Source organism: Streptomyces marokkonensis (assembly GCF_008312835.1).
GTDB classification, from domain to species: Bacteria; Actinomycetota; Actinomycetes; order Streptomycetales; family Streptomycetaceae; genus Streptomyces; species Streptomyces marokkonensis_A.
The window spans coordinates 221,379-237,084 of record NZ_VSKS01000013.1 but is presented as its reverse complement, the minus strand read 5'-3'; the positions used below and the strand labels follow the sequence as shown (position 1 = coordinate 237,084).

The following is a 15,706-nucleotide window of genomic DNA, read 5'->3' as shown; positions in this document are numbered from 1 at the left end:
TACTCCCAGTCCACCGTGGAGCCGGTCACGAAACTGAAGGCGTACTTCTCGTAGTCGGAGAGCGCGTCCTTGCCGGGCAGGACGGCCAGGGAGAAGTAGTCCTTCGAGCCGAGGTCGGCGCGGATGTCGTTGCCGGACACGGTCCAGTCGCTGCTGCTCGGGGCGAACAGTGCGTAGTGGTGGCCGGAGATGGTGACGCCGAGGACGTTGCCCCGGTCGGCGAAGACCGTCGGCGCGGCCGCGGCTTTGATCTGCGCCGCGCCGCCCGTGCCTTCGGCGTACACGTACGGCATGCCGTGGCCGATGGTCGTCCGCAGGGTCCGTGTCCCGTCGCTCCAGTACGGGGTGACGGTCCAGTCGCTCCACCCGTCCGCCTTGGCGTCGGGCGAGTTGAGGCCCGACAGGCCGAGGGTCAGGTCGGCCTTGTGCGGGAACTCGTACTGGCGTCCCCCACCGACGATCTGGTGCGTGGTCGGATAACCGACCTCCAGGCCGCCGGACACCGCCTTGTAGGTGAGGGGGTGGCCGTACATGTTCTCCGACCACGGGTTGGCGGCGAACCGCTGGAAGACCAGCGAGGACCACCAGTCGTTGGTCGGCACCGGCTTGTCCGCCACGGCCGGCGTGACCTTCGGCTTGACCGCCTGGCCACCGCTGTTGGACGGCCCCTGCCGCCCGGCCGGCCGGACGTCGCTGTAACTTCCCTTGCCCACCTCGATGGTGGCGGCCGAGGCGATACCCGCGCCGGCGGTCGCCACCAGGCCTCCGGCGGCCACCGCGGCCGCCGACAGGAGGGCGAGACGTCTACGGAATCTCATGAGCCACCTTTCTGAGAGCGCTCTCAAGAGTTCCGTCAACGTAGGTCTATGACGATGAACGGTCAACACTTGTAACCAAGAACTACCCGCCGGGCGCCTCGGGTTCGAGCGCTGACGCTCTCACCGCGCCCGGCCGGGGACCACGGTGGGTGCGCGTTCGCGCCCCCACGCCCACCGGCGCTCCGGGCGCCGACGGCACACCGGAAGGCGTACGACGCGGTGGGGGCTGCCGGGCCGCACACCCGCCCCGGGGAACAGGCCGCCCGTGCTGCTCGACGAGCCGTCGAGCAGCACGGGCGGCATCCTTCGAGTGCCTCAGGTGCCATGGTGCCGGCGAGGCTCACCAGGGGGCGGGCCGGTAGGAGTCGTTGACGTCGACCGGTGCGCCGCCGCCCAGGACGCCGCCGCCGGGAATGTGGATCGTGCCGCGCACGGCGACGGCGGCCGTGCCGTGGCGCGGCACCGGCATGGGGGCCAGCCGCCGCCACCGGTCGCGCTCGGTGTCGTACGCCTCCGTCTCGTCGAAGACCGTGTTCGGGTTGCTGCCGTCGTGCCGGCCCTCACCGCCGAAGGTGTAGATCCTCGTCCCCACGGCCGCGGCGGCGATACCGCCGCGGGCGGTGGGCATCGGTGCCCGTTCGGACCAGCGGCGGCCGCGCAGGTCGAGCGCGTGAACGGTGTCCCGCACGTTCACCTGCCCACGGTCCCGGCCGCCGAGCACGTAGAACGTCCCGCCGACCACGGCTCCGCCCGCGTGGTCGCGGGCCTGCGGCAGCCTCGGCAGGCTCTCCCACCGGCCGGTCACGACGTCGTACGCGGACACGGTGTCCACCGTGTCCTGAAGGCCGCCCGCGCCCGGCACGAGGACGCGCATGCCGCCGGCGAGGACGATCCGCGTCCCGTGCACGCCGATCGCGGCACTCCCCCGCACGATGGCCGCGGGCACGGATGGCAGCCGTCGCCATCGGCCGGCGCGCGGGGAGTAGACGAAGCTGTCGGGCAGGGCCTGCCACGCGGATCCGCCGGACAGCCCGCCGAGGACGTAGATGCGGCCGTGGACCACCGCCACATTGGGATGGTTCATCGCGACGGGCAGCGGTGCCGCGTCCGACCAGGTGTCGTGGCGCGTGTCGTAGACGTCGACCCGTCCGGTGGTCGTGATGCCGCCGGACCCTTGGGGAACGATGCCGCCGATGACGTAGACCTTGTCGCCGACGGCGGCGACTCCGTGCTCCTGCCGGGGTCCGCCGGCGATCGGCGCGAGCTGCCGCCACCGCTTGCGGTAGGTCCCCTGTTCCACGGGGGTCGTTCCACCGGGGGCCGCCGGGTGATCCGGATGCGCGTGGGCCTCGACGGCCGGGGACACCGCCAGGGCGGCGCCGAGGAGCAGGACTGTACGCCGCTGCATGAGGAACTCCTTGTGACAGGGCCTGGTCTTCCGCAAGAAGCAGGTGGCTTCGGCCCGTTCAGTGTTTCCGTGCCGCGGCGGGGGAGCCAGGGGATGTCATCCCGTGTGAGGGGCAACCCCGGCTCGGCCGGCGTCCGTCAGGACGCGGAGTCGACGACGTCCTGGGTGCCGAGGACGGCGAGCAGGTCGAGCAGGTCGGCGCTGTCGGTGCTCAGGGCGGGGGTGAACCAGAGCAGCCGCTGACGGCCGTCCTCGCTGAACAGGTTGAGGCAGTTGACCTCGACGACCCCGAGCGCGGGATGCCGGATGCGTTTGCGGTCGTCACGCCGGAAGGCCACGTCGTGCTCGGCCCACAGTGCGGCGAACTCGGCCGACGTGTCCCTCAGCGTACAGATCATCGACGTGACCTCGACGTCCTTGGCGTCCCGCCGGGCGGCGGCCGCCCGTAGGTCGGCGACGAACGCACGGGACTGGGTCGCGTGGTCGGCCTCGGGGTACATGTGCCGAGCCCCGGGTTCCGTGAACCACCGGTGGACGAAACTGGCCCGCGCTCCCCGGTAGCCGGAGTGGTCTCCCAGCAGCGCCACCGCCAGCGGGTTCTGCACCAGGGTGACATGCAGATCGGTGATGACCTGTGCGGGTGTCGACGGCATCCGCTGGAGCAGGTCGAGCATGCCGGGGTGGACATGGGAGGCCGCGCCGCCCGGCACGGGCACGGGGCGGCCCGCCAAGCGGTGGAGGTAGGCGCACTCGTCGGCGGTCAGGCGCAGCGCCCTCGCCAGTGCGGCGATCATCTGCTCCGACGGCTGAGACCCGGCGCCCCGCTCGAGCTCGTTGTAGTAGTCCACCGATGCCCCGGCGAGCTGGGCGACCTCGTCCCGGCGCAGCCCGGGCACGCGGCGCCGCGGCCCGGCGGGAAGTCCGACGTCGGCCGGGCGGATGCGGTCCCGCCGCGACCGCAGGAACGCGCCCAGCTCGGTGTATCTGACAGCAGCCATGTCACCCATTGTCGGCCGCGCCGGGGTACCGGCCCAGGGGATGACATCACCTGGTTCCGCCGGCCGGCACCTCGCATCGTGGGGGACATGACTTCGAACGACCCCCCTTTCACACCGGTGCCCGAGCGAGTTGCCGTCGTCACCGGTGGATCACGCGGGATCGGCCGCACGGTCGCTCTCGAGCTGGCCCGGAACGGTCTGGCCGTGGTGGTGAACTACACCAGGGACGCGGCCTCGGCCGAGGAGACGGTCGAGACGATCACCGCCGTCGGCGGGCGGGCGATCCCCGTGCGGGCGGACGTGGCGGACGAGCACGCGGTCGCCGCGCTGTTCGACCGGGCGGAGCAGGAGTTCGGCGGCGTGGATGTAGTCGTGAACTCGGCCGGCCGCCTCGCCCTGTCGTCCATCGCCGACCTCGATCTGGCCGTGCTCGACGACGTGCACCGCACCAACATCCGCGGCACCTTCGTGGTGGCCCGGCAGGCCGCTCGGCGACTGCGCGCGGGCGGCTCCTTCCTGGGCGTGTCGACCTCCGTCGTCGGAGCGCAGTTCCCCGGTTACGGCGCGTACGCGGCGAGCAAGGCAGCCGTCGAGTCGATCACGCTGATCCTCGCCCGCGAGCTGCGGGGGCGGGACATCACGGTGAACACCATCGCCCCCGGTCCCACGGCCACGGACATGTTCCTCGACGGCAAGACCCCCGAGGAGATCGACAGGCTCGCGAAGACCCCGCCGTTGGAGCGGCTGGGCACCCCGGAGGACATCGCCAGGGTCGCCGCCTTCCTCACCGGCCCGGCAGGGCATTGGGTGAACGGGCAGATCCTGCGGGTCAACGGCGGCATGGTGTGAGCACCCGACCGCACACCCTGTCGGTTCACTCCTGAGACGTCCGCATCACGTCCCCGTGACTTCCACTTTCCGCTTCACGAGAGCGCTTCCACAGAGCTTCCGAAGGAGATACGGCCATGCCTTTCGCCCACTTCAAGGTCCCCGCCGGCACCATCACCCCCGAGGAGAAGAGGAAGATCGTCGAGCGCACCACTGATCTGTACGTGGAGATCTACGGTGAGCGGGCTCGCGCCACCACCGTCGTGCTCGTCGACGAGGTCGCCGACGGAGGCTGGGGTGTGGCCGGCGCCGTCCTCACCGCCGCCGTGCTCAACGGCGGCGCCTGACCCCGGCGCCGGTGGGCGCGCGAGGTTCACCCCCGCCTCCGCGCCCACCGGAACGTCAGGCCGCCCGCCGTGCGAGGTCCCGGTGCCCGCGGACGATGTCCGCGTAGCGGTGGCCGGAGCCCTTGATCGTGCGGCGCTGGGTGTCGTAGTCGACGTGGACGAGGCCGAAGCGCTTGTCGTAGCCGTACGCCCACTCGAAGTTGTCCAGCAGCGACCAGGCGAAGTAGCCGGCCAGCGGGGCGCCCCTGCGGGCGGCGCCGGCGCAGGCTGCCAGGTGCCGGGTCAGGTACTCCCGGCGTTCCGGGTCGTCGACGGTGCCGTCGGGGCGGACGACGTCGGGGAAGGCGGAGCCGTTCTCGGTGACGTAGAGCCTGCGGGCGCCGTACTCGTTCGTCAGCCGCAGCAGCAGCGTCTCGATGCCGCCCGGGTCGATCTCCCAGTCCATGCCGGTGCGCGGCACGCCCTCCCTGCGTACGAACGCGGCGTGGGGGGCGGGGCCGTCCGGGTCGGCGGCGACCACCTGCGGGAAGTAGTAGTTCAGGCCGAGCCAGTCGAGCGGCGCCGCGATGGTCTCCAGGTCGCCCGCCCGCTCCGGCAGTTCGACGCCGTAGACCTCGCGCATGTCCTCCGGGAAGCCGCGGCCGTGGACGGGGTCGAGCCACCAGCGGTTGGTGTGGCCGTCCATGCGGACGGCGGCGGCCCGGTCCTCGGGGCTGCCGCTCGCGGCGTGGACGGTGGAGAGGTTGTTGACGATGCCGACCTGGGCGTCCGGGGCCGCGGCGCGGACGGCGCGGGCGGCCAGGCCGTGGCCGAGCAGGAGGTGGTACGAGGCGCGGACGGCCGCGGTCAGGTCCGTCCAGCCCGGGGCCATCTTGCCCTCGAGGTGGCCGATCCAGGCCGAGCACAGGGGCTCGTTGAGGGTCGCCCAGTGGTGCACGCGGTCGCCGAGGCGTTCGGCGACGACGGAGGCGTAGGCGGCGAAGTGCTCGGCGGTGTCGCGCTCGGGCCAGCCCCCGCGGTCCTGGAGGGCCTGCGGCAGGTCCCAGTGGTAGAGGGTGACCGACGGGGTGATGCCGGCCTCGAGCAGGCCGTCGATCAGCCGGTCGTAGAAGGCCAGGCCCTTGTCGTTGACCGGGCCGTCGCCGCCCGGCAGGACCCGCGGCCAGGCGACGGACAGCCGGTAGGCGTTGGTGCCGAGGCGGCGCATCAGGTCGATGTCCTCGCGCCAGCGGTGGTAGTGGTCGCAGGCGACGTCGCCGTGGTCGCCGCCCGCGATCGTGCCGGGGGTGTGCGAGAAGGTGTCCCAGATCGACGGAGCCCGGCCGTCCTCCGCCACGGCCCCCTCGATCTGGTACGCCGAGGTGGCCGTGCCCCACAGGAAGTCGTCGGGGAGGGCGGCGTAGTCGATGGTCACGGAAGTCCTTTCGGAGGCGGAGGAGCCGGTCACTTGACGGCTCCCGCCGTCAGGCCGGCGACGAGGTAGCGCTGCAGGAGCAGGAATCCGGCGACCACGGGGACGCTCACCACGAGGGAGGCCGCCATGATCTGGTTCCAGTACACGTCGTTGAGGGTGGAGTAGCCCTGGAGGCCGACCGCCAGGGTGCGCGTGGTGTCGTTCGTCATCACGGACGCGAAGAGGACTTCGCCCCAGGCGGTCATGAACGCGTAGACGGCGACGGCGACGATGCCGGGGACCGCCGCCGGGACGACGACGCGGAACAGCGCGCCGAGCGGGCCGCAGCCGTCGACCGTCGCCGCCTCGTCCAGGTCGCGCGGGACCGAGTCGAAGTAGCCGATCAGCATCCAGATGGAGAACGGGAGCGAGAAGGTCAGATACGTCAGGATCAGCCCGCCCCGGGAGCCGAACAGGGCGATGCCGGTGGCGTTGCCGATGTTGACGTAGATGAGGAACAGCGGCAGGAGGAACAGGATGCCCGGGAACATCTGCGTCGACAGCACGGTCACCGTGAACACGCGCTTGCCGCGGAACGAGTAGCGGCTCACGGCGTACGCGGAGAACACCGCGATGACGACCGAGCAGACCGTGGCGGCCCCCGCCACGACGAGCGAGTTCACGAAGTAGCGGCCCAGCGGGACGGTGGACCAGATGTCGATGTACGGATCGATCGTCAGCTCGGTGGGCAGCCAGCGGAACGCGCCGGTGACGTCGGCGAGCGGCTTCAGGGAACTGGAGACCATCACGTAGACCGGGAGCAGCACGAACCCGGTCAGCAGGGTCAGGAAGATCCGCCGGGTCCACAGGAACGAGCGGGGCGGGGCCATCGGGGACCGGGTCGGGCTCATGGGGCGGTCCTCCGTCCGCGCGAGGTGAGTGCCAGGTAGACGCCCGTGACGACGAGCAGGAACAGCAGGAGCAGGACGGACATCGCGGAGCCGGTGCCGAAGTTCCAGGTGACGAAGGACGCCTGGTAGATGTGGACCGAGACGAGGTCCGCGGCCTCGGGCGCCGTCTTGCCGAACATGACGTACGGGGTGTTGAAGTCGTTGAACGTCCACAGGAACAGGACGAGGACCAGCACCTGGTTGACGGGGCGGAGCGAGGGCAGGGTGATGCGGCGGACCTGCTGGATCATTCCGGCGCCGTCCAGGGCCGCGGCCTCGTACAGCTCGCGCGGGATGTTCTGCAGGCCGGCCATCACGATGAGGAAGGCGAACGGCCAGCCCTTCCACACCGACACCGTCAGCAGGGCGGCGAAGCTGTTGTCGCCGATGAGCCAGAAGGACGGCTTGCCGGTGATGCCGAGCTGGTCGTGCAGGACGTGGTTCACCAGGCCGTTGTCGTGCTGGAACATGAACACCCAGGTGATGACGGCCGCGTAGACCGGCAGGGCGTACGGCACCAGGAACAGGGCGCGCAGCAGGCCCCTGCCGCGGAAGCCGTCCTGCATGCAGATCGCGGCGGCCGTGCCGATCAGCCAGCACAGGCCGACGGACAGCAGGGTGAAGGCGATGGTGACGAGGAAGGAGTGGAGCAGGGCCTTGCCCACGGGGGCGTCGAAGTCCACCGACACCGTGTAGTTGTCGAGTCCGGCCCAGGGGGCGGAGCCCCAGTCGCGGATGTGGAACTGGGTGAGTTCCTTGAAGCTCATCACGATGCCGATGACCATCGGCACCAGGTGGACGAGGAGTTCGAGGAGCAGGGCGGGCAGGAGGAGCAGGTAGGGCAGTCCGATGCGGCGGATCCGCCCGGGGCGCCGGCCGCGCGCCGCACCGGGGGGACCTTTGCGCACGGCGGCCTCCGCCGCGGGAGCAGTGGCAGTCATGGCGGTGTCGGGGCTCACTTCTTGGGCATCTGCTGCTGCGCCTTGGTGAGCGCGGCCTTCACCGAGTCGGTGGTCACCGCGCGTCCGGCGGCGGCGTCGGCGAACAGTTCCTTGATTGCCGTGCCGACGGCGGTCTCGAACTGCGACTCGTCCGGCACCTGCGGCAGGGCGACGGCGCTCTTGGCGAGGGTGTCCCTCAGTACGGCGTTGGCCGGGGAGGCGAAGGCCGGGTCCTCCTGGGCGGCCTCGACCGGCGGGATGGAGCTGTACGCGGTGTTGAGGATCCTCTGCTCGGCGTCGCTGGTCATGAACTTCACGAACTCGGTGGCACCGTCGAGGTTGTCGCTGTTCTTGAAGACGGCGAGGTTGATGCCGGCGACCATGGAGTTGACCTGCTTGCCGGCGCCGGGCGTGCCGGACTGCACGGGTACCGGGGCGATGCCGTAGGCGTCCTCGCTCATGCCCTGGGACTTCAGGTTGGCGGAGGCGGACTGCCACAGCAGCATGCCGGTCCTGCCCTTGGCGAAGTCGCTCACCGACTGGTTCTGCGCGTACTCGGCGTTGCCCGGGGCGATGATCTCGTCCTTGGCCATGAGGTCGACGTACTGCTTGACCGCGGCGACGGTGGCGTCGCCCGTGAAGTCGGCCCTGCCGTCGGCGGTGAAGAAGTCGGCGCCGTGCTGCTCGGCGAAGACGAAGGCGTGGTGGACGTTCTCGGCGGGGTTCGAACCCTCCGCGCCCAGGCCCCACTTGGCGTCCTTGGACAGCTTCTTGCCCGCGGCGACCAGTTCGTCCCAGGTGGCCGGGGGGCCGTCGATGCCGGCGTCGGCGAACATCTGCTTGTTGTAGTAGAGGGCGTAGGCCATCGAGTACAGCGGGACGGCGGCCGGGTCCTGGCCGTCGGCGCCGGTGGAGCCGAGCGCGGAGTCGACGAAGCGGTCCCTGCCGCCGATCCTGTCGAAGTTCTTCGCGTCCCACGGCAGCAGGGCGCCGGTCGCCTGGAGCGAGGCGGACCAGGTGTTGCCGATGTTCAGCACGTCCGGGCCCTGGCCCGAGGTGGTGGCGGTGAGGATCCGGTTGAGCAGGTCGGACCAGGGCACGACCTCGAGCTTGACCTTGATGCCGGTCTGCTTCTCGAACTTGTCGAGCTCGGGCTGGAGGACCTTCTTGTCGATCTCGATGCCGGCGCCCTGGTTGGAGGCCCAGTACGTGAGTTCCTTCGGCGAGTCGTCGGACCCGCCGCCCGTGCTTGATCCGCCCCCGCAGGCGGATGCGGCAAGTGCGAGAGACAGCATGACGGCGCCTGTGGCCGCGGCTCGGATACTGCGCATGCTCCTGGTGTCCCTTTCCGGGAAGTGCGTACGGGCGGTGCGGTGGTACGTCGGGGAAGTGCGTACGGGCGGTGCGGTATGCGACGGGCAGTGCCCCCGCAGTGCCTCATGGCTTAATTTAGGACGTGAGTTAAAACCTCCGGGGGCCGCCCGTCAAGGGTTTGGACGGACTCGCCCAACTCACGCCGCACCTCTTGACGCACGCGTTCCACGGATGAACCATTCAGCGGCGAGAGAGCGCTCCCATCACCCCACGCCGTTCACTTCCCGAACCAGGAGAGCCGCCCCATGACGCCCGATTCCCCGTCCTCCCCACGGCCGCCCGCCCTCGGCCGCCGCACCGTTCTCGGCGCCGCGGCAGCCGCTCCCGTGCTGGCCGGACTGCCCTCGGCGGCCGCCGCCGCTCCCGCGGCCGGGCGCGGAAGACCGCACCGTCTGAAGGGCGGCGGCGACCTCGGCCCCAACGTGATCGTCTTCGACCCGTCCACGCCGGGCATCCAGGCGAAGCTCGACGAGGTGTTCGCCCGGCAGGAGTCGGCGCAGTTCGGGACCGGCCGCTACCAGTTCCTGTTCAAGCCCGGCGCCTACCACGGCCTCAACGCCCAGATCGGCTTCTACACCTCGGTCTCCGGCCTCGGCCTGTCCCCGGACGACACCACGATCAACGGTGACGTGACGGTCGACGCCGGCTGGTTCGACGGCAACGCCACGCAGAACTTCTGGCGTTCGGCGGAGAACCTGGCGATCGTCCCGGTCAGCGGCACCAACCGGTGGGCGGTCGCGCAGGCCGCGCCGTTCCGGCGGATGCACGTACGCGGCGGTCTCAACCTGGCCCCGTCCGGATACGGGTGGGCGAGCGGCGGCTACATCGCCGACAGCCGTGTCGACGGCACGGTCGGGCCGTACTCGCAGCAGCAGTGGTACACCCGGGACAGTTCGGTCGGCGGCTGGACCAACGCCGTGTGGAACATGGTGTTCTCCGGCGTCGAGGGCGCCCCGGCGCAGAGCTTCCCCGACCCGCCGTACACCACGCTCGGCACGACGCCGATCTCCCGCGAGAAGCCCTTCCTGTACCTCGAAGGCGACCAGTACCGCGTCTTCCTGCCCGCGCTGCGGACCGACGCGCGCGGTGTCACCTGGGGCAACGGCACCCCGCGCGGCACCTCCCTGCCGCTGGACCGCTTCTACGTCGCCAGGCCCGGCGACTCGGCGGCCACCCTCAACCAGGCCCTCGACCAGGGCCTCAACCTGCTGCTCACACCGGGCATCTACCATGTGGACCAGCCCGTCCGGGTGAACCGCCCGAACACGGTCGTCCTGGGTCTCGGCTACGCCACCCTGATCCCCGACAACGGCGTCACCGCCCTGAGGGTCGCCGACGTCGACGGCGTACGGCTGGCGGCCTTCCTGATCGACGCAGGGCCGGTCAACTCGCGCACCCTGCTCGAGATCGGCCCGAACGGCGCCGGCCGGAACCACTCCGCGAACCCCATCACCGTGCAGGACGTCTTCATCCGGATCGGCGGGGCGGGCCCCGGCAAGGCGACCACCAGCATGGTGGTCAACGCCCGGCACACACTCATCGACCACACCTGGGTCTGGCGCGCCGACCACGGCGACGGCGTCGGCTGGGAGACCAACCGCTGCGACTACGGCGTCGTCGTCAACGGCCACGACGTCCTCGCCACCGGTCTGTTCGTCGAACACTTCAACAAGTACGACGTGCAGTGGAACGGCGAACGCGGCCGCACGGTCTTCTTCCAGAACGAGAAGGCCTACGACGCCCCCGACCAGGCCTCCGTCCAGAACGGCTCGATCAAGGGCTACGCCGCGTACAAGGTCGGCGACCACGTCACCACCCACGAGGGCTGGGGCATGGGCAGCTACTGCTATTACAACGTGAACCCGAGCATCGTCCAGCACCACGGTTTCGCCGCCCCGGTCCGTCCGGGCGTGCGCTTCCACGATCTGCTGGTCGTCTCGCTGAGCGGGCACGGGCAGTACGAGTGCGTCATCAACGACACCGGCGCCCCGACGTCGGGCACCGACACCGTGCCGTCCACGGTGGTGTCGTACCCCTGATCCCGGCGCCGTGGGCACGCGACGGCCGACGCCGACGGCCCGGACGTGCCCCAGCGGCGGCGGTGGCGGCCCCTCCCCGGCTGGGGCCGGGGAGGGGCCGCCGTGCACGCCCTACCGTGCCGGTGCCGGGGCCGGTGCGGGGGCGTGGCCGGTGGGCCGGGTGGTGAAGGTGCCGCGGCCCTGGGTGCGGCTGCGCAACCGGGTCGCGTAGCCGAAGAGTTCGGCCAGCGGAACGGTGGCGGTGACGACCGTCGCGCCGGCCCGGGTGACGGACCCGGTCACCCGGCCGCGGCGTGCGGCCAGATCACCGAGCACCCCGCCCAGCGCGTCCTCGGGGACGGTGACCGTGACCTCGGCCACCGGCTCCAGCAGGACCATCGCGCAGGCCCGCAGGGCGTCCCGCAGTCCGAACCTGCCCGCGGTGCGGAAGGCGGTGTCCGACGAGTCCTTCACATGGGTCGACCCGTCGGTGAGCGTGACCCGCAGCCCGGTCACCGGATGCCCGCCCAGCGGTCCCTCGGCGAGCGCGTCCCGGCAGCCGGCCTCGACGGCACGGACGTACTCCTGCGGCACGCGCCCGCCGACGACCGCCGAGCGGAACTCGAAGCCGGCCTCCGGCGCGTCCAGTGGCTCCACGTCCAGGACCACGTGGGCGAACTGCCCGGCGCCCCCGTCCTGTTTGACGTGCCGGAACACGAACCCGGACACTCCACGGCCGACGGTCTCCCGGTAACTCACCCGGGGCCGTCCGACGTTGACGCCCAGACCCTGCTCACGCCGGATCTTCTCCACCGCGACCTCCAGATGCAGCTCGCCCATTCCGGACAGCACCGTCTGGCCGGTCTCCGGGTCGGTGCGCACGACCAGCGAGGGGTCCTCCTCCGCGAGCCGCGCCAGTGCCGACGCCAGGCGCCCGGTGTCCGTGCCCTTCAGTGCCTCGACCGCCACGGAGACGACCGGGTCGGCGACACCCGGGGGCTCCAGGACCAGCGGGGCGTCCGGGGCGCACAGCGTGGAGCCCGCGCGGGCGGACTTCAGCCCGACCACGGCGACGATGTCGCCGGCGGTCGCACGCTCCAGCCGGTCGTGACGGTCGGCCCGCACGCGCAGGATGCGTCCGACGCGCTCGGTGCGGCGTGCCGTGGCGTCCCACACGGTGTCTCCCTTCTCGATCGTTCCCGAGTACACCCTCAGGTAGGTCAGCCGCCCGGTGGCGGTCGCGTTCACCTTGAACGCCAGGGCGGTCAGCGGTGCCGCCGGGTCGGCGGTCCGGTACTGCTCGCTGCCGTCGTCGCGCGTGCCGCGCACCGGTGGCACGTCGAGCGGCGACGGGAGGTAGGCGAGTACGGCGTCCAGCAATGGTTCCATGCCGCGGTTGCGGTAGGCGGAACCGCACAGGACGACGACGGCGGCGCCGCTGCGGGTCAGGTCCCGCAGGGCGGCCGCGAGCGTGCCGGTGCCGAGCGCACCCGTGTCGCAGAACTCCTCGAGGGCGCCCGGATGCAGCTCGGCGACGGCCTCCTCCAGCAGTCGGCGCCGCCGCCGCGCCTCCTCGCGCAGGTCGTCCGGCACCGGTGCCGCGTCACGGGCGTCACCCTCGTCGGTCCAGGTCAGGGCCCGCATGTGCAGCAGGTCGACGACGCCGGTGAAAGCGTCCTCCGCGCCGATCGGCAACTGCACCGCCAGGGGTGCGGGATGCAGCCGCTCCCGGATGGAGGCGACGGCGCTGTCCAGCTCGGCTCCGGCCCGGTCCATCTTGTTGACGAACGCGATGCGCGGCACACCGTGCCGGTCCGCCTGCCGCCACACCGACTCGCTCTGCGGCTCCACACCGGCGACCGCGTCGAACACGGCGACGGCGCCGTCGAGGACGCGCAGGGAGCGCTCCACCTCGTCGGCGAAGTCGACGTGGCCGGGGGTGTCGATGAGGTTGATCCGGTGACCGTCCCACGCGCAGCTGACGGCGGCGGCGAAGATGGTGATGCCCCGGTCGCGTTCCTGCGGGTCGAAGTCGGTGACGGTGGTGCCGTCGTGCACCTCGCCGCGCTTGTGCGTGGTGCCGGTGGCGTACAGGATCCGCTCGGTGACGGTGGTCTTGCCGGCGTCGACGTGGGCGAGGATGCCGAGGTTGCGTACGGCGGCGAGTGGGTTGGTGTTCCTCGGGGTGCGCATGGCCCGTGGCCTTTCGGATGTTCCGGAGAAGGGCGGCGCGATCTCCCCTGGCGCACGGCGCCGGACGCCCCCACTGAGGCGTGGGGCGCCGGCGGTCAGACGTGCGTCACGGGCATCCGGTGCCGGCCGCGCAGCGGGCACCGGACGGCGCGAGACACCAGGATCACCTCGAAGCGGAAGCCGCGGCGGGGGACGGCACATGCGGTGCGCTCACGCATGGTCCTGCTCCCCTCACTCGTCGGCCGGCGCGCCGCGTCGCCCTGGCAGACGCACGGTCACGAGCCGAGTGTAGGGAGGACGCCGGGCACGGGGCACCGCATTTGTTCGAGTGGGCGCGGAGGGCCTCGAGCTCATCACGGTGGCCGGTGCGCGCCACGATGTTCGAGGACCCTTCATCCCTACGGAGCTTTCTCCGCCAGTATGGCCCACACGGCCATGTCGGTCGGTAAGATCACCCGCACGGTCGTCGCGGGAGGATTGATGATTGAACTGGCCGACGTGGTAAGGGAGTTGAGGGACCAGCTCGACTCCGCCCTGGCCGGGTCGGGATCCGGTCCGGTCCGCTTCGAGCTCGGTCCCGTGGAGATCGAGGCGACCGTCGCGATCGAGCGGGCGGGCGGCGTCGGCGGCAAGGTGAACTTTTGGGTGGTCGAGGCCAACACGGACGTGTCCGTCGCGTCCTCCCGCACGCATCGCGTCACGCTCACACTGCAGCCCACACTGGTGGCGCCCGACGGCACCCACCACCACGTGCTGGTCTCCGGCGACGAAGTGGACGGCGAGCGTTGAGAATTCCGCCTTGTTCGCGCCGCTGACGCAGTGGGAAAGCTAGTCGTACGCTGTCCGGACCGGACGCGGACGAACTCGATGACGGCCGGGGGAGGGCACGAGGTGGAGGGGCGCAACGCCGTACGCGTGCGAAACGAACTCATGGCCGAGATGTCCGGTGTGCTCGCGGCGACGGAGACCGTGCGACGGCAGGCCGGCGAGGACATGCTGGTTCAGGACATCGCCGCGGAGCTGCGGTTGACCGTGAACCCCCGTCAGGACCAGGCCCTTGCCCTGTGGACGCGGCAGCTGGTCAAGAAGTGCGCGGAAGTCGACGAAGGATTACAGACATTGGCTCGCTGTCTGGGGTACGCCGAGCAGGGATCGGTGAGCGTGCTCGCCCTGTGGCGCCTGGTCGACGAGTGGGAAGCCACCTCCTTCTTCAAGGACACCGACCTGCGCCCACTCCGTCCCCTGCTGCGCGAGCTGCGGTCCCCTTCGCTCCTGACGGCACTCGCCCGCCGCGCCAGCCACTCGCGCACCCAGGAGCTGGAGGAGTGGTGCGACACAGGCTGGGAGGTCTTCCTGCGCCTGGCGGGAGACAACACGGCAGCTGACGAGCTGCCGCCGTCCATGGCGTTCGTCTCGCTCGCCGCCGACCACCTGGTGAAGGAAGGGCGCACCGAGGAGGCCGAGCAATTACGGCGCTGGAACCGCAAGCAGGCCCAACTCCGCGGTCTGGCGGAGGAAATGGCCGACTGGCAACAGGGCGAGTTCGCGCCGCCCGGTGAACCCTCGCACCATCCTGCCTATCTGCTGATCCAGTTCGAACCGGACGGAGTGGACCCCGACGCCTTCTGGGTGTCCCACTGGCGTCAGGCCGACTCGGACGGCTGGCACCCCATACCCGGTGAGACGGTCAAGCTGCACCGGGACGATCTGCCGGCCGCTGCGGACCGTCTGATCGAGCAGGCCGAGGAGCGCTGGTCCGACCTGCGTCAGCCGGTCGTGATCGAGTTCATCCTGCCGTGGGAGCTGCTGGCGGAGCCTGTGGAGTGGTGGCACAAGGAGGCCGACGCCGCCGTGCCCACTCCCCTGGTGCTGGACTACACCGTCGTGGTGCGCAGCTTCGAGCGCCTGCGCAAGGCCGCGTGGCACCGGCCGTGGAACAACCGGTGGCGGCAGCTCAAGGAGAGGCCCGCCGAGAGCCGCTCACACTGGAGCCCGCCGAACCAGTCCGCGTTCCATCTCGAAAGGGAGCTGAAGGACGACGAGCAGATCGTCTGCCTCGTCCTCAGCGCTCCTCCCGGCACCGAGTCGCCCGCCGCCCGACAGGAGTTCGTGGCCGCACTGCGAGCCGGCATCCCGGCCATCCTGTGGGACCGGGGCGCATCAGGGACGGCCTTTCGGGAGGCGGCCGCCGACATCCTGCAGGAGCGTGGTCTGGCAGGAGTTCTGGAACGCACCCGGCGCTGGCGCGACCGGGCGCTGGCACTGGGGCCCGAGGGCTGGCACGACCACGTCGGCCGTCATCTCGCCCTGTTGCTGGACGACCCGGAGCGCATGCCCGGCCCCTCGGCACCGGGCGGTGGTTCCGACCGTGCCGGATGAGACTTTGACCGCGGACGGGGACAGAAGGGAGCGCACTCCGTGATGGCAGGTGCGTTGAC

Annotated in this window: 13 protein-coding genes and 1 pseudogene; 5 read left to right on the top strand and 9 right to left on the bottom strand. The window is 71.1% G+C overall.

The features are described from left to right. The 3 genes and pseudogenes from F1615_RS23115 to F1615_RS23105 form a co-directional block, all read right to left on the bottom strand. Positions 1-818 (bottom strand): annotated as a pseudogene (locus F1615_RS23115) (glycosyl hydrolase); the annotation flags it as partial. 340 nt (positions 819-1,158) lie between these two features. Continuing rightward, positions 1,159-2,226 carry a Kelch repeat-containing protein gene (locus tag F1615_RS23110; RefSeq protein ID WP_149550963.1) on the bottom strand — a complete coding sequence of 356 codons (1,068 nt, stop codon included), beginning with the start codon at positions 2,224-2,226 and terminating at the stop codon, positions 1,159-1,161. 137 nt (positions 2,227-2,363) lie between these two features. After that, positions 2,364-3,233 (bottom strand): helix-turn-helix transcriptional regulator, encoded by an 870-nt coding sequence (locus F1615_RS23105; protein ID WP_167533826.1) that lies wholly within the window; start codon positions 3,231-3,233, stop codon positions 2,364-2,366. Positions 3,234-3,311: 78 nt separating this feature from the next. Between F1615_RS23105 and F1615_RS23100 the strand changes: the two genes are divergently transcribed. Together F1615_RS23100 and F1615_RS23095 are read left to right on the top strand one after the other, a co-directional pair. Then, the gene (locus F1615_RS23100) at positions 3,312-4,073 is read left to right on the top strand and encodes an SDR family oxidoreductase (RefSeq protein WP_149550961.1); all 762 of its coding nucleotides are present in this window, start codon (positions 3,312-3,314) and stop codon (positions 4,071-4,073) included. A 116-nt stretch (positions 4,074-4,189) separates the two neighbouring features. Next, positions 4,190-4,399, top strand: coding sequence for a 4-oxalocrotonate tautomerase family protein (locus tag F1615_RS23095; protein WP_149550960.1), 210 nt, complete (start codon positions 4,190-4,192; stop codon positions 4,397-4,399). A gap of 55 nt (positions 4,400-4,454) precedes the next feature. On the opposite strand, the gene F1615_RS23090 is transcribed toward F1615_RS23095, so the two are convergent. Genes F1615_RS23090 through F1615_RS23075 form a run of 4 tightly spaced genes read right to left on the bottom strand, consistent with a single transcriptional unit; the run spans position 4,455 to position 9,014 of the window. Continuing rightward, on the bottom strand, positions 4,455-5,813 hold the full coding sequence (locus F1615_RS23090; protein ID WP_208818380.1) for a GH1 family beta-glucosidase: 1,359 nt from the start codon (positions 5,811-5,813) through the stop codon (positions 4,455-4,457). A gap of 29 nt (positions 5,814-5,842) precedes the next feature. Further along, positions 5,843-6,682, bottom strand: a complete 840-nt coding sequence (locus F1615_RS23085; RefSeq protein WP_149550972.1) for an ABC transporter permease subunit — start codon at positions 6,680-6,682, stop codon at positions 5,843-5,845. Between the two features lie 17 nt (positions 6,683-6,699). Then, entirely contained in the window at positions 6,700-7,683 is a 984-nt protein-coding gene (locus tag F1615_RS23080; protein ID WP_149550958.1) for a carbohydrate ABC transporter permease, read from the bottom strand. Positions 7,684-7,697: 14 nt separating this feature from the next. Further along, on the bottom strand, positions 7,698-9,014 hold the full coding sequence (locus F1615_RS23075; protein ID WP_149550957.1) for an ABC transporter substrate-binding protein: 1,317 nt from the start codon (positions 9,012-9,014) through the stop codon (positions 7,698-7,700). 288 nt (positions 9,015-9,302) lie between these two features. Here F1615_RS23075 and F1615_RS23070 point away from each other — a divergent pair, with 288 nt between their 5' ends. Beyond that, positions 9,303-11,096, top strand: a complete 1,794-nt coding sequence (locus F1615_RS23070; protein ID WP_149550956.1) for a coagulation factor 5/8 type domain-containing protein — start codon at positions 9,303-9,305, stop codon at positions 11,094-11,096. A 111-nt stretch (positions 11,097-11,207) separates the two neighbouring features. On the opposite strand, the gene fusA is transcribed toward F1615_RS23070, so the two are convergent. Both fusA and F1615_RS36880 read right to left on the bottom strand, forming a co-directional pair. Continuing rightward, positions 11,208-13,268: an elongation factor G gene (fusA, locus tag F1615_RS23065; protein ID WP_149550955.1), complete on the bottom strand. Its 2,061-nt coding sequence runs from the start codon at positions 13,266-13,268 to the stop codon at positions 11,208-11,210. A 95-nt stretch (positions 13,269-13,363) separates the two neighbouring features. Next, a complete protein-coding gene (locus F1615_RS36880; protein WP_280118903.1) occupies positions 13,364-13,486 on the bottom strand; it encodes a hypothetical protein in 123 nt (40 codons plus the stop codon). Positions 13,487-13,703: 217 nt separating this feature from the next. On the opposite strand from F1615_RS36880, the gene F1615_RS23060 reads away from it, so the two are divergent. Both F1615_RS23060 and F1615_RS23055 read left to right on the top strand, forming a co-directional pair. After that, on the top strand, positions 13,704-14,057 hold the full coding sequence (locus tag F1615_RS23060) for a trypco2 family protein (protein WP_244328818.1): 354 nt from the start codon (positions 13,704-13,706) through the stop codon (positions 14,055-14,057). A gap of 126 nt (positions 14,058-14,183) precedes the next feature. Beyond that, positions 14,184-15,647, top strand: coding sequence for an effector-associated domain 2-containing protein (locus F1615_RS23055; RefSeq protein ID WP_149550953.1), 1,464 nt, complete (start codon positions 14,184-14,186; stop codon positions 15,645-15,647). The last annotated feature ends 59 nt before the right edge of the window (positions 15,648-15,706 follow it).

Excerpts from the sequence above, each read along its gene's own strand:
- F1615_RS23075 (WP_149550957.1), bottom strand. The coding sequence starts at position 9,014 with ATGCGCAGTATCCGAGCCGCGGCCACAGGCGCCGTCATGCTGTCTCTC.
- fusA (WP_149550955.1), bottom strand. The coding sequence starts at position 13,268 with ATGCGCACCCCGAGGAACACCAACCCACTCGCCGCCGTACGCAACCTC.
- F1615_RS23060 (WP_244328818.1), top strand. The coding sequence starts at position 13,704 with ATGTCGGTCGGTAAGATCACCCGCACGGTCGTCGCGGGAGGATTGATG.
- F1615_RS23095 (WP_149550960.1), top strand. The coding sequence starts at position 4,190 with ATGCCTTTCGCCCACTTCAAGGTCCCCGCCGGCACCATCACCCCCGAG.
- F1615_RS36880 (WP_280118903.1), bottom strand. The coding sequence starts at position 13,486 with ATGCGTGAGCGCACCGCATGTGCCGTCCCCCGCCGCGGCTTCCGCTTC.
- F1615_RS23080 (WP_149550958.1), bottom strand. The coding sequence starts at position 7,683 with ATGACTGCCACTGCTCCCGCGGCGGAGGCCGCCGTGCGCAAAGGTCCC.
- F1615_RS23100 (WP_149550961.1), top strand. The coding sequence starts at position 3,312 with ATGACTTCGAACGACCCCCCTTTCACACCGGTGCCCGAGCGAGTTGCC.
- F1615_RS23110 (WP_149550963.1), bottom strand. The coding sequence starts at position 2,226 with ATGCAGCGGCGTACAGTCCTGCTCCTCGGCGCCGCCCTGGCGGTGTCC.
- F1615_RS23085 (WP_149550972.1), bottom strand. The coding sequence starts at position 6,682 with ATGGCCCCGCCCCGCTCGTTCCTGTGGACCCGGCGGATCTTCCTGACC.
- F1615_RS23105 (WP_167533826.1), bottom strand. The coding sequence starts at position 3,233 with ATGGGTGACATGGCTGCTGTCAGATACACCGAGCTGGGCGCGTTCCTG.
- F1615_RS23070 (WP_149550956.1), top strand. The coding sequence starts at position 9,303 with ATGACGCCCGATTCCCCGTCCTCCCCACGGCCGCCCGCCCTCGGCCGC.